The sequence below is a fragment of the Mesorhizobium sp. P2_E6 genome (assembly GCF_056403835.1).
Window position 1 is genome coordinate 374,454 of sequence record NZ_JBFUEQ010000002.1, and the last position, 12,874, is coordinate 387,327.

General features: G+C 63.4%; 10 protein-coding genes. 4 read left to right on the forward strand and 6 right to left on the reverse strand.

Annotated elements, in window-relative coordinates:
* Positions 1-22: 22 nt before the first annotated feature.
* On the reverse strand, positions 23-1,663 hold the full coding sequence (locus AC1D08_RS06465) for an acyl-CoA synthetase (protein ID WP_477422775.1): 1,641 nt from the start codon (positions 1,661-1,663) through the stop codon (positions 23-25).
* A 191-nt stretch (positions 1,664-1,854) separates the two neighbouring features.
* Here AC1D08_RS06465 and AC1D08_RS06470 point away from each other — a divergent pair, with 191 nt between their 5' ends.
* Both AC1D08_RS06470 and AC1D08_RS06475 read left to right on the forward strand, forming a co-directional pair.
* Positions 1,855-2,820: a sugar-binding transcriptional regulator gene (locus tag AC1D08_RS06470; RefSeq protein WP_457150319.1), complete on the forward strand. Its 966-nt coding sequence runs from the start codon at positions 1,855-1,857 to the stop codon at positions 2,818-2,820.
* Positions 2,821-2,912: 92 nt separating this feature from the next.
* A complete protein-coding gene (locus AC1D08_RS06475; protein WP_477422777.1) occupies positions 2,913-4,967 on the forward strand; it encodes a bifunctional aldolase/short-chain dehydrogenase in 2,055 nt (684 codons plus the stop codon).
* A 41-nt stretch (positions 4,968-5,008) separates the two neighbouring features.
* On the opposite strand, the gene AC1D08_RS06480 is transcribed toward AC1D08_RS06475, so the two are convergent.
* The 4 genes from AC1D08_RS06480 to AC1D08_RS06495 form a co-directional block, all read right to left on the reverse strand.
* Positions 5,009-5,857: an acyl-CoA thioester hydrolase/BAAT C-terminal domain-containing protein gene (locus AC1D08_RS06480; RefSeq protein ID WP_457150318.1), complete on the reverse strand. Its 849-nt coding sequence runs from the start codon at positions 5,855-5,857 to the stop codon at positions 5,009-5,011.
* A gap of 142 nt (positions 5,858-5,999) precedes the next feature.
* Entirely contained in the window at positions 6,000-7,052 is a 1,053-nt protein-coding gene (locus AC1D08_RS06485) for a substrate-binding domain-containing protein (protein WP_457150317.1), read from the reverse strand.
* A gap of 47 nt (positions 7,053-7,099) precedes the next feature.
* Positions 7,100-8,095, reverse strand: a complete 996-nt coding sequence (locus AC1D08_RS06490; RefSeq protein ID WP_095088174.1) for an ABC transporter permease — start codon at positions 8,093-8,095, stop codon at positions 7,100-7,102.
* Between the two features lie 79 nt (positions 8,096-8,174).
* Entirely contained in the window at positions 8,175-9,686 is a 1,512-nt protein-coding gene (locus AC1D08_RS06495; RefSeq protein WP_477422779.1) for a sugar ABC transporter ATP-binding protein, read from the reverse strand.
* Between the two features lie 135 nt (positions 9,687-9,821).
* On the opposite strand from AC1D08_RS06495, the gene mtnK reads away from it, so the two are divergent.
* Entirely contained in the window at positions 9,822-11,093 is a 1,272-nt protein-coding gene (gene mtnK, locus AC1D08_RS06500; protein ID WP_477422781.1) for an S-methyl-5-thioribose kinase, read from the forward strand.
* On the forward strand, positions 11,090-12,184 hold the full coding sequence (gene mtnA, locus AC1D08_RS06505; protein WP_457154924.1) for an S-methyl-5-thioribose-1-phosphate isomerase: 1,095 nt from the start codon (positions 11,090-11,092) through the stop codon (positions 12,182-12,184). The genes mtnK and mtnA overlap by 4 nt, the downstream gene beginning before the upstream one ends.
* A gap of 122 nt (positions 12,185-12,306) precedes the next feature.
* Here the strand turns inward: mtnA and AC1D08_RS06510 are convergent, their stop codons facing one another.
* Complete coding sequence (locus AC1D08_RS06510) at positions 12,307-12,846, reverse strand: Lrp/AsnC family transcriptional regulator (RefSeq protein WP_477422783.1); 540 nt, start codon at positions 12,844-12,846, stop codon at positions 12,307-12,309.
* Positions 12,847-12,874 lie beyond the last annotated feature (28 nt).

The window sequence follows — 12,874 nt, forward strand, 5'->3', positions numbered from 1 at the left end:
CGCGAGAGGGCTGCCCGAGACGTCAGGCGACCTTGGCCATTTCCCGCAGCCGGAACTTCTGGATCTTGCCGGTCGAGGTCTTGGGGATTTCGGCGAAGATCACCGCCTTCGGCACCTTGAAGCGGGCAAGCAGTGCGCGGCAGTGCTCGATGATCTCGGCCTCGGTCGCCGCCTTGCCGGGCTTCAACTCGACATAGGCGACCGGCACCTCGCCCCATTTGTCATCAGCCCTGGCGACGACGCCGCAAGAGGCAACAGAGGGGTGCTTGTAGAGCGCATCCTCGACCTCGATCGAGGAGATGTTCTCGCCGCCCGAGATGATGATGTCCTTGGAACGGTCCTTGAGCTGGATATAGCCGTCGGCATGCATGACTCCGAGATCGCCGGAGTGGAACCAGCCGCCGGCAAAGGCTTCGTCGCTCGCCTTGCGGTTCTTGAGATAGCCCTTCATGACGATGTTGCCGCGGAACATCACCTCGCCGATGGTCTCGCCATCCGCCGGCGTCGTCCGCATCGTCTGGGGATCCATGACGGTCAGGCCTTCGAGCGCTGCATAGCGCACACCCTGCCGCGCCTTCTTGACACTGCGCTCGCCCTTTTCGAGATTGTCCCAGGCGCCGTGCCATTCGTTGACGACCGCCGGGCCATAGGTTTCGGTCAATCCGTAGAGATGGGTGACGGCAAAGCCGGCATCGGCCATGCCCGACAACACGGCCTCCGGTGGCGGGGCAGCCGCGGTGTTGAAGGTGACGGTCTGCGCGAATTCGCGCTTGTCCTCGTCCTTCGCATTGATCAGCACCGACATGACGACCGGCGCGCCGCACAGATGGGTGACGCCGTGGTCGGCAATCGCATCGTAGATCGGCTTCGGCCGCACCCAGCGCAGGCAGACATGGGTGCCGGCCTGGACGGCGAGCGTCCATGGAAAGCACCAGCCATTGCAGTGGAACATCGGCAGCGTCCAAAGATAGACGGCGTGCTTGGCCATGCCGGCATGGATGGTGTTGGTGTAGGCCATGAGGGCAGCACCCCGGTGGTGGTAGACGACGCCCTTCGGATTGCCAGTGGTGCCGGAGGTGTAGTTAAGCGAAATGGCGTCCCACTCATCGTCGGGCATCGACCAGGCGAAGTCCTCGTCGCCGCTTGCGATGAAATCCTCGTAGTCTGATGTGCCTATGCGCTCGCCCTTCGGATACGGCGCGTCGGCGGCGTAGTCGGGATCGTCATAGTCGATGACCAGCGGCTTGACCTTGGCCAGTTCCAGGGCCTGCTTGACGACGCTGGAGAACTCGCGATCGACGATCAGTATCTTGCTCTCGGCATGATCGAGCTGGAAGGCGATGACGGCGGCATCGAGGCGGGTGTTGAGTGAGTGCAGCACCGCCCTGGTCATCGGCACGCCGAAATGCGCTTCCAGCATCGGCGGCGTGTTGGACAGCATGACGGTGACGGTGTCGCCCTTGCCGATGCCGCGCTTCTGAAGGGCCGAGCCAAGCTTCAACGACCGGCGCCAGAAGGTGCGATAGTCGATGCGCTGGCGGCCATGGATGATGGCGACATGGTCGGGATAGGTCTTTGCCGCGCGCTCCAGATAGGTGAGCGGCGTCAGCGGCTGGTGGTTGGCCGCGTTCTTGTCGAGATCCTGTTCGTAAGGATTGCCCATCCCGTCCTCCCCGAGTTTCTTCTTTGAGATGTTCTAATCACAGGCTCGGGCCGCGTCACCACCAACGATGCCGCGATAGAGCGCATTTGGCACAATGATGATCTAGATTCAGCGGATGAAAAGGCATCGTATACCTTGGCCTGGTTTGACTTTTGTCGAAGGCCGTGAATAATGTCAGCCGAGGAGACGGCATGGCGATCCGACCGGCAGAACAGCTCATCCACAAGGCCGCCTGGCTCTACTACGCCCATGGCCTGCGACAGGACCAGGTGGCGAGCCAGCTTAACATTTCCCGTGCCTCGGTCGCCATGTATCTGCGCAAGGCGCGCGAGACCGGCATCGTCAACATCTCGACCTCGACCCAGCTTTTCACCGACGATGTGCTCGCGCGCAAGCTCGAGGATGCGCTAGGCCTCGACGCCGTCTGGATCGCGCCGGAGAACGACCATATCGCCGATCCGTCGACGGAAATCGCCGTGCTGGCGGCAAGCGTCTTTCTCGAACTGGTCAAGAAGGGCGACCGCATCGGCGTCGCCTGGGGCCGCACCGTCTACATGATCGCCGATATCATGTCCTATGCCGACCTGCAGGATGTCACCGTGGTGCAGCTCTGCGGCAATCTCGGCGCGCCCTATTCCTACCGGCCAGACCAATGCACGATGGAAATCGCGCGGCGGCTCAACGCCAAGGGCCTCAACTTCTACGCCCCGCTGGTGCTGTCGACGGAAGAGCTGGCGCGCGCGTTGCGCGCCGAACCAGTGATCCGCGAGCAATTGTCGGGCGTCGGTGAATGCGATTTGGCGCTGTACTCGGTCGGTGCTGTCGACGCCGACAGCCATCTGGTCAAATGCGGTGCGCTGACATCAGGCGAAATGGCGGAGCTGCGCAGCCGAGGTGCTGCCGGCGTCATTGCCGGGCAGATCATCGACGCTGACGGCAAGGTGCTCGACTGCAGCTACAACCGCCGGGTGATCTCGGCCGAGCTTGCCTCGCTGCGCGCCATCGCCAGGCGCCTGATGGTCGTGCAGGAGGACAGCAAGTTCGAACCGCTGCTTGCGGCGATCGCCGGCGGACTTTGCACGCATTTGGTGGTCGGCGCGCGCATGGCGCAGAGGCTGCTGGATCACGCGGCTGCCACGACAGAAAAGGCCTCCTAGGAAAACACATATTTCCGCCGCCGGCGCATTGTCATCAAAGCGTCGCGGCATTCCTGTTTCACCATCAAAGACAACAACCGGACGAAGCGAACATGAAGAACCTGTGGAACGACGACGCAGCCGAAAAACTCGTTGCCGACTATGCAAAAAAGGGTGTCGGCCGCGACCTGGCGCTGCGCGTCTACACGACGCGGCTGCTGGGCGGCGAGCCACGGCTGGTCCTGCATGGCGGCGGCAACACGTCGTGCAAGACGACGGCGACCGATCTCGTCGGCGACCAGTGGGACGTGCTGTGCGTCAAGGGCAGCGGCTGGGACATGGGTGTCATCGAGCCGCAGGGCCTGCCGGCGGTCAAGCTGAAGCCGCTGCTCAAGGCCCGCACACTGAACAGATTGGCCGACGAGGACATGGTTGCCCTGCAACGCGCCAACCTCATCGACCCGTCCTCGCCCAACCCTTCGGTGGAGACGCTGCTGCATGCCTTCCTGCCGCATAAATTCGTCGACCACACGCATTCGACCGCCATCCTGGCTATCGTCGACCAGGAGGACAGCAAACGGCTGGTGGAGACGGTGTTCGGTGCGAGGATGGGTTATGTGCCCTACATCATGCCCGGCTTCGACCTCGCCAAGGCGGCGGCCGACATCTTTGACGCCGATCCGTCGGTCGAGGGCCTGATCCTCGACAAGCATGGCATCTTCACCTTCGGCGACGACGCCAGGCAGGCCTACGACCGGATGATCCACTATGTGAATGTCGCCGAGGAGTACGTCGCTAGGAATGCCAAGCCGACAGCGGCAAAGGCAGCATTGCCGGCAAAGCTCGCGACACCGGCGGCTATCGCACCGACGCTGCGGGGGGCTGTGGCCGTAGCACGCGGCGAAGGCCGTTTCGACCGCATGATCAGCGACTTCCGCACCTCGGAGGCGATCGTCGATTTCATCAATTCAGCTGAGATCGCCGACTATGCCGGGCGCGGCGTGTCGACGCCCGATCTGTCGATCCGCATCAAGACCGGGCCGATGGCACTGCCGGCGCCCGATGCCGACAAGGTCGGCGACTACAAGGCCGTGATCAAGGATCACGTCCAAGCCTTCGCCAGGGACTACCGCGCCTATTTCGAAACCAATGATGCGCTCGACGACGTCAAGCGCACCATGCTCGACCAGATGCCGCGCCTGACGCTAGTGCCGGGCCTCGGCATGTTCGGCCATGGCCGCACGCTGAAGGATGCGAAGATCGCTTCGGATGTCGGCGAGATGTGGATCGAGGCGGTGCGCGGCGCCGAGGCGGTCGGCCGGTTTCATCCGCTCTCCAAGGCCGACCTGTTCCCGCTCGAATACTGGTCGCTGGAACAGGCCAAGCTCGCTTCCAACAAGCCGAAGCCGCTGACCGGCCAGGTGGTGCTGATCACCGGCGGTGCCGGCGCGATCGGTGCGGCGACGGCCAGGCTGTTCGCCGACAACGGCGCCCATGCCGTTGTTGTCGATCTCGATGCCGAAAAGGCAGCCGAGGCGGCGAAGAAGGCCGGCAACAACTCGATCGGCTTCGCCGCTGACATCACCGACCCGGCACAGGTGCGTGCCGCCTTCGACAAGGCGGTCGCCGTCTTCGGCGGCGTCGACATCGTGGTTTCCAATGCCGGTGCTGCCTGGGAAGGCCGGATCGGCGAGCTCGACGATGCGCTTTTGCGCAGGAGTTTCGAGCTTAATTTCTTCGCCCACCAGTCGGTGGCGCAGAATGCCGTGCGCATCATGCTCGAACAGGGAACCGGCGGCGTCCTTCTGTTCAACACCTCCAAGCAGGCGGTCAATCCCGGTCCGAAGTTCGGCGCCTATGGCGTGCCGAAGGCGGCGACGCTGTTCCTGTCCAGGCAGTACGCGCTCGACTATGGCGCGTATGGCATCCGTTCGAACGCCGTCAACGCCGACCGCATCCGCTCGGGTCTTTTGACCGACGCCATGATTGCCAGCCGCTCCGGCGCTCGCGGCGTCTCGGAGAAGGACTACATGTCCGGCAATCTGCTCGGCCAGGAAGTGACGGCGCAGGACGTGGCGCAGGCCTTCCTGCACCACGCACTGGCTGATCGCACCACCGCCGATGTGACGACGGTCGACGGCGGCAACATCGCGGCGGCGATGCGGTAGGCGGAAGCGATCGAAACAGGCATGCAGGCATCCGTGAACTGCTACCACAGCAGCTCACGGATGCCTTCCCAAGCCTTTTTGCCCAGCTCTGAATCGGCCTCGTCGTTGCCGCCGTGCGCATGTAATGCGGATCGTGGTGTATTTTCGCCTGGCAACAGGATGCGGTGACCCGCATCCGGCGACGAAACGAGATGCGTGACCTTGCCTGCTTCGCCGCACCGCCGGGCGATATCTGTCGCGAACGATAGGGAGGGCCACAGCGCATCGTCGCCACCCGCGACAAGCAGAACCTCGGCTGACGCGGTCTCAACGGGGATGGCTGCCGCTTTTGCCTCCCGCTCAAAGGTTTTCAGGCAGCGTTCGAAAAGCCCCCTGTAAGCGACCAGGCCATCCACATGCTCTGGTGTCCAGTCTGGATCTGTCGGCACAAACGGCAGGGGAATACCGTTGAGCGACCATGAGGATCGTTCAGGCCAGCTGACGCCATCCCGGCCCGCACCGATATTTCCCCAAACCACGGATGATGGGCCGATAGCGACCACGGCGTTGATCCGCTGGTCGTGGACCGCCGCGAGCAATGAAGCCTCGGCACCCTTGGATGTGCCGACATAGACGATGCGACGGCAACCTGTTTCAAGGAGACAGTCGGTTGCGGCAAAGAACGTTTCGAGGGGAACCTCGCAGATTCCGGGAACCTGGCCCTCACCGCCAAACCATTGCAGCGCCAGGGCTGACTGACCCTCGTTTGCAAAGAGCCTCGCGCGCCCAACATCGACACGGCCACTCGATCCACCCAACACCACGACGCCCGTGGTAGCCCGCGTGCATCGAAACAATCTTCCGGTGACAGTGCCGGACAGGTTTTCCTCGACTACCGCCTGCGCTTCCATCCTGAACCGACACTTTCGCGGCTGATTTTTCCAGCATCGCAAAACCGGCGTTTTCGGCAAGCCGGTTGTGCCAGGACCTTCGACAAAAAAGCCGCCTGCAACAAGCTGCTGCAGGCGGCTAGCGGTTCCAAGTTTGCGAAAACTACTTGGCGTTCGGGTTCGGCATCCAGGCCGGCATCGCGACATCGGCATGGGCGAACTGCGGCAGCTTGGCCGAGAGGTCCTCCATGTTCTTGATGTCCTTGTCGACGAGGTCCTTCTGGGTGATCAGCGTCGGCGGCACGACGACGTTGTGGCCGGGGTCTTCGCCGGCGAGCAGCTGTGCCAGCGCGCGCACCGAGACCTGGCCGACGACGGCCGGATTGGTGGCGGCGGTTGCCGCCCAGGCGCTGTCGGGCTCACGCATCGCGGCAATATCCGACGTCGAGATGTCGGCCGAGTAGATCTTGATGCCCTTGTTCAATCCCGCCTCGTCGACGGCGATCTTCACGCCCTTGGCGAATTCGTCATAGGGGGCAAACATCACCTTGATGTCGGGGTGGGCCGACAGCACAGAACGCGCCTGGTTGGCGACGGAGTTGGCGATCGGATTGTCGAGCGTGCCGAACATCGCGACTTCGCTGATGCCGGCATGCTTCTTCTTGACGTCGACCCAGGTCTCGTTGCGGCGGTCGAGCGGCGCGATGCCGGCGACATAGACATAGCCGGCCTTCCAGCTCTCGCCATTGTCCTTGACCGCCTGCTCGAGAGCGAGGCGCGCGAGGTCGCGGTCGGACTGTTCGACCTGCGGGATCTTAGGGTTTTCGACATTGACGTCGAAAGCCACCACCTTGATGCCGGCGTCGACCGCGCGCTGGGCGGCGTCCTTCATCGATTCCGTCAGGCCGTGCTGGATGATGATTCCCTGCACGCCAAGCGCTATGGCCTGGTCGACCATGTCGGACTGAAGGGCGGCGTCCTGGCGGCTGTCGAGCACGCGCAGGTCGATGCCGAGCGCCTTCGACTGCGCCTCGACGCCCGAGAGATAGGCCTGGAAGAAGTCGCCGGTCGAGAGATAGCGCACCAGCGCGATCTTGACGCCGGGCTTGTCGAAAGGCGCCGGCTTGTCCGCGGCCAGTGCCGGGAACTGCATCAGCATGGTCGCCCCGGCCAGCCCGAGTGCCACCTTCCCCAGAAGTCTTCTCGTAATGTTCACCTTGTTTCCTCCACTCTTGTTGAACCCAAATCCTATCCGGTCGAAAGCTATCTCCTGCCCCTGCCCGAAAGGGCAAAGGTGAAGACAAGGGCGACGACCAGAACCACGCCCTTGACGAAATCCTGCGTGTAGTAAGGCGCGTTCATCATCGTCAGGCCTTGCAGCAAGATGCCGACGAACAGCGCGCCGACGGCAGTGCCGAAGGCGTTCGGCTTGGCGGCGCCAAGCACCGCGTAGCCGATGAGCGCCGCGGCGACAGCGTCAAGCAGCAGATTATTACCCGAGGCGATGTCGCCGCGTCCAAGTCGGGCGGCGAGCAAAATGCCGCCGATCGAGGCAAAAACTCCTGAAATAACGTAGGCCCAGATCTTGTATGCCTTGACAGGCGCGCCGGCGAGTTCGGCGGCACGTTCATTGCTGCCGACCGCATACATCATGCGCCCGAAACGCGTGTATTCGAGGAAGAACCAGATCAGCACGGCGAGCACGAGCAGCACCACCACCGACACCGGAATGAGGTTCGGGATGAAGAAATCGAAGCGGTGGCGGCCGAGCGCCAGGAACGCGTCGCTGAACTTGCCATTGGCGACCGAACCGTCCGGCATGGTCATGCCGGTGGCGATCGAACGGCCCTCGGTCGGGATGCGTTGCAGGCCGACCAGCAGGAACATCATGCCGAGCGTCGCCAGGAGATCGGGCACGCGCATATAGACGATCAGCCAGCCATTGATCAGGCCGACAATGGCGCCGATGAGCAGGCAGACGACGACCGCGACGAGAGCGTTCTGCTCCAGCACCACCATGACATAGGCCGCCGCCATCATGGCTGATGTGGCAACCGAGCCGATCGACAGGTCAAAGCCGCCGACGACGAGCGTGGCGGTGACGCCGAGTGCCAGCACGCCGGTGATGGCGACCGACTGGAAGATGAAGACGGCACTTTGCGGCGAAACGAAACCGTCGGCGGCGATCGCGAAATAGGCGATCAAACCGAACAAAAGCACGATGAAGCCGTAGCGAATGGCATGGTCTCGCAACGTCATTCAGCGCCCTCGCGCGCCGCTGCGATTTCTACCCAACTCGAACCCATGGTCTCTCCATTCCAATTCCTTGCCGCCACGCTCAGGCGGCGCTGTGCAGCGGTCCGCCCGCGACCTCGGCCAGCAGGCGATCGAGATCGACATCGGCATTGCGATGCTCGCCGACGATGGTTTGTTCGGACATCACCAGGATGCGGTCGGCCGTCTCCAACGCCTCGTCGAGCTCGGTGACGAACAGCAGCGTGGCGCGGCCGTTTGCACTTGCCCTGAGCTTGGCGGCAATGTCGCGCCGGGCCGAAATGTCGACGCCCTGGAACGGCTCATCCAGAATGAACAGTCCGGCATCCTGCGCCATCCAGCGGGCGACCATCACCTTCTGCTGGTTGCCGCCGGAAAGTGCCGCCATCTCGTCCTTCTCGGAGCGGCAGACGATGCCCAGTTCCTCGACCTGGCGGCGCGCGGTGCTGCGTTCCAGGCGGCGCCTGAGAACACCGAGGCGCGACATGCGCTTGTGGAACGGCAGGCTGATATTTTCCTGGATATTGAAGCCGCTGACGATGCCGTTCTCGCCGCGGTCCTTGGCGACGAGGAACACGCCGGCGGCGATAGCCTCGCCTGTTGTTTCAGGCGCATAGGGCTTGCCGTTCAGCACCATGGTGCCACCGAGCGGCTTGCGCACGCCAAACAGCGTCTCGGCCAGCGCCGTCTTGCCAACGCCGACGAGGCCGGTGATGGCAACGACCTCGCCGTCGCCGAGCGTCAGCGAGATCGGCCTGGCGCCTTGCGCTATGCGCAGCCCTTCGATCGTCAGGATCGCCTTGGCTGAATTCCTGACGACGATCTGGTCGAGGTGGATTTTGCGCCCGAGCATGGCGTTGACGGCGCCTTCATAATCGAGCGGTTTCTTGTCGAAGACGCCAGAGATGACGCCGTCGCGCATCGAGACGATACGATCGGCAAGCCGCCGGATGTCCGACATCCGGTGAGAGATGTAGAGGATGGCGACGCCCTGCTCGCGCAGCCTGTCGATCAGCGCAAACAGCCGATCAGCTTCGGCGCTGGACAGCGACGAGGTCGGCTCGTCGAGGATCAGCACTTTCGGCTGATGCGCCAAAGCGCGGGCTATCGCCACCATCTGGCGATCGGCCAGCGAAAGATCGCTGACGCGCGCTTTGAGATCGATGGCCAGCCCCATGCGGTCGGCGACGGCCTTTGCCTGGCGACGCACGCGCGCCGGATTGAACAGGAACGAAGCGCCGCTGCCGCTCAAGCGGTCGAGGGTCAAATTGGTGGCGACATCGAGATCGGCGACGACACCGTCATTGATGTTCTGGTGCACGGTGACGATGCCGGCGCGGATCGCCTCTGCCGGCGTGTTCGGCGCGAAGGCCTGTCCGGCGAGGCCCATCGTGCCGTCGCCGCGCTCATAGACGCCGCTGATGATCTTGACGAGGGTGGATTTGCCGGCGCCATTGGCGCCCATCAGCACCGTCACTTCGCCGGCATGCAGCTCCAGCGAGACGCCGCCAAGCACCTCGTTCTGGCCAAAGGATTTCCTCAGCCCCTCTGCGCGGAACACGGCATTGCCGACCATGCGTTCCTCCCTGACATGACGCTATGGGCTACATCGGCAATTGTCAACACGATTGACAATTGCCAGATCGCTTCCTAGCTTGGCCCGACCGCCATGCCTCCGTTATGTTCGGAGTGCATATGCGGGAGGATGACGATGACTGGAAAATCGCAGTTCGAAGCACTGTCGGTCGAGACGCTTTCGAGCCGTCTTGGCGACAACGAGGCGTTGCGCGCGCGGATCGGCAAGGACACGAGCGCCTGGAAGGTCCGCGAGGTCGGCGACGGCAATCTGAACCTGGTGTTCATCGTCGAAGGCGCCAGCGGTGCAGCGGTGGTAAAGCAGGCCCTGCCCTATGTCCGCCTGGTCGGCGACAGCTGGCCACTGCCGCTGAAGCGCTCGTTCTTCGAATACCATGCGCTGACCCGGCAAGAGGCGCGCGCGCCGGGCTCGGTGCCGGCGATCTACCATTTCGATGAAGGCCAGGCGCTGATCATCATGGAATATCTGTCGCCGCACATCATCCTGCGGCGGGCGCTGATCGAAGGCCAGCAGCTGCCGAACATTGCGAGGGATATCGGCCTGTTCATGGCCCGCACCCTGTTTCGCGGCTCCGACCTGCATATGGCAGCCAAGGACCGCAAGGCCGACCTGGCGCTGTTCGCCGACAATGTCGAACTCTGCGACATCACCGAGAACCTGGTGTTCTCGGACCCCTATTTCGACGCCAGGATGAACCGGCACACCTCGCCGCAGCTCGACGACCTCGTCGCAGAGCTGCGCGCCGACCGCGACCTCAAGGTCGAGGCGCAGCGGCTGAAGCACATATTCGCCGCCAATGCCGAAACGCTGCTGCATGGCGACCTGCATTCCGGCTCGATCATGGTCACCGACACGCAGACGCGGATGATCGACCCCGAATTCGCCTTTTACGGCCCGATGGCGTTCGATGTCGGCATGCTGCTCGCCAATTTCTGGATGTCCTTCTTCTCGCAGCGGGGACACGAGCAGAGCGGCAAGCGCGACGCCATGCGCGCCTATCTGCTCGCGGTGACCGTCGAGACTTGGGTCGTGTTCCGCGCCGAGTTCTCGCATCTGTGGCGCACCGAGCGCACCGGCATGCTCTACCAGAAAAGCCTGTTCGAGGATCAGGGCGACAGGCTCGGCGCCGAACAGGCGCTCGACCATGTGCTGCACCAGATCTGGACCGACCTGCTCGGCTTTGCCGGCATCGAGGTCCACCGGCGTATCCTCGGCCTCGCCCACAATGCCGATTTCGAGACCATTGCCGACGAGGATCTGCGCGCCAGTTGTGAGGCCAAGGCGCTGAAATTCGGCCGCCACCTCGCCGTCAACCGGCGGCAGATCCACAGCATCGACGAGGTCAACCACCTGGCCGCGCTGATTGAACAGGAGAGCAGCATTTGAACGTCGGCGACCGCCACTATCGCACCATCTGGCTGAGCAACGACGGGCGTTCGGTGGAGATCATCGACCAGCGCTGGCTGCCGCATGATTTCCGTGTCGAGAAGATCGACACCGTCACCGGCATCGCCACAGCGATCCGCGACATGTGGGTGCGCGGCGCGCCGCTGATTGGCGTTACCGCGGCCTATGGCGTCGCCATGCAGATGGCGGACGATCCATCGGATGACGCACTTGATGCGGTCTGGGAGACTTTGCACGAGACGCGGCCGACGGCGATCAATCTGCGCTGGGCGCTGGACGAGATGCGGCGCTTCCTCAGGCCGCTGCCAACAGAACAACGGGCCGAAGCCGCCTATCGGCGGGCCAGGGAAATCGCCGACGAGGATGTCGGCCTCAACCGCGCCATCGGCGAGAACGGTCTCGCCATTATCAGGGCGATCGCGGCGCGCAAGCCGAAGGGCGAACCGGTCAACATCCTGACCCATTGCAATGCCGGCTGGCTGGCGACCGTCGACTACGGCACCGCCACGGCGCCGATCTATCTGGCAACCGAGGCCGGCATTCCGGTCCACGTCTATGTCGACGAGACGCGGCCGCGCAACCAGGGCGCCCAGCTGACCGCATGGGAGATGGCCGGCCATGGCGTGCCGCACACGCTGATCGTCGACAATGCCGGTGGCCATCTGATGCAGCGTGGCGAAATCGACATGGTCATCGTCGGCACCGACCGCACCACCGCCGACGGCGATGTCTGCAACAAGATCGGCACCTATCTCAAGGCACTTGCCGCCGCCGACAATCATGTGCCGTTCTATGTCGCGCTGCCGTCGCCGACCATCGACTGGACGGTGCATGACGGGCTGGCCGATATCCCGATCGAGCAGCGCTCGGCCGACGAGGTTTCGCTGGTCTGGGGCAAGACCTCTGCCGGCGAGATCGCCCAGGTGCGCATCTCGCCCGAGACGACACCCGCGGCGAACCCGGCCTTCGACGTGACGCCGGCGCGGCTGGTGACCGGCCTGATCACCGAACGCGGCGTCGCCAAGGCATCGCGCGAGGGCCTGAAGGCGATGTTTCCCGAGCGCGGCTAGAGCAATCCAGGAAAAGTGTGAAACGGTTTTCCGTCCGGAATTGCGTCAAAACAATGAGTTAGAGCAGGTTGCCGGTTCCGTGAACCGGTGAACTGCTCTAAGACCCGGCTTCGAACGCAACGCTAATAAAGCGGCTTGCTCATGTGCTTGGGCGTCGGCCACGTCGCGGTCACGCCCGGCTGTACCGGCCGCTCGAGATAGGTCGACAGCACCACGTAGCTGCGCGTCGAGGTGACGCCCGGCGTTTCGTAGAGGCGTGACAGCAGGCCTTCGAGTGCTCTGGTGTCTTCGGTGCGGACCTTGAGCAGCATGCAGGTGTCACCGGCGACGGTGTGGATTTCCTCGACTTCCGGATACTGTGAAACCGCCATCAGTTCCGGTGTCTTTCCCCAGCCCTTGGTGTCGATGTGGACGAAAGCCAGCAGCGGCTTGCGCACCGCGTGGGGATCGATGATTGCCGCGGTGTTGCGGATGGCGCCGCTGCGCCGCAGCCGCTTGACGCGTTCGTGCGCCGCCGGCGGTGAAAGCCCCACGCGATCACCGAGCTCGGCATAACTGACCGTCGCGTCATCGACCAGGACACCTAATATTTTTCGGTCAATTGAGTCGAGCTCACGGGCGGCAGACCTGTTCTGCGGAATGCCATCTGTTTCTTCGTCCATGCTGAACTCTCCGGTTGCCGCAGAATTT

Bases quoted from the DNA above. Each gene is read 5' to 3' on its own strand.
- AC1D08_RS06495 (WP_477422779.1), bottom strand. From the start codon at position 9,686: ATGGTCGGCAATGCCGTGTTCCGCGCAGAGGGGCTGAGGAAATCCTTT.
- AC1D08_RS06470 (WP_457150319.1), top strand. From the start codon at position 1,855: ATGGCGATCCGACCGGCAGAACAGCTCATCCACAAGGCCGCCTGGCTC.
- AC1D08_RS06490 (WP_095088174.1), bottom strand. From the start codon at position 8,095: ATGACGTTGCGAGACCATGCCATTCGCTACGGCTTCATCGTGCTTTTG.
- mtnK (WP_477422781.1), top strand. From the start codon at position 9,822: ATGACTGGAAAATCGCAGTTCGAAGCACTGTCGGTCGAGACGCTTTCG.
- AC1D08_RS06480 (WP_457150318.1), bottom strand. From the start codon at position 5,857: ATGGAAGCGCAGGCGGTAGTCGAGGAAAACCTGTCCGGCACTGTCACC.
- AC1D08_RS06475 (WP_477422777.1), top strand. From the start codon at position 2,913: ATGAAGAACCTGTGGAACGACGACGCAGCCGAAAAACTCGTTGCCGAC.
- AC1D08_RS06510 (WP_477422783.1), bottom strand. From the start codon at position 12,846: ATGGACGAAGAAACAGATGGCATTCCGCAGAACAGGTCTGCCGCCCGT.
- AC1D08_RS06465 (WP_477422775.1), bottom strand. From the start codon at position 1,663: ATGGGCAATCCTTACGAACAGGATCTCGACAAGAACGCGGCCAACCAC.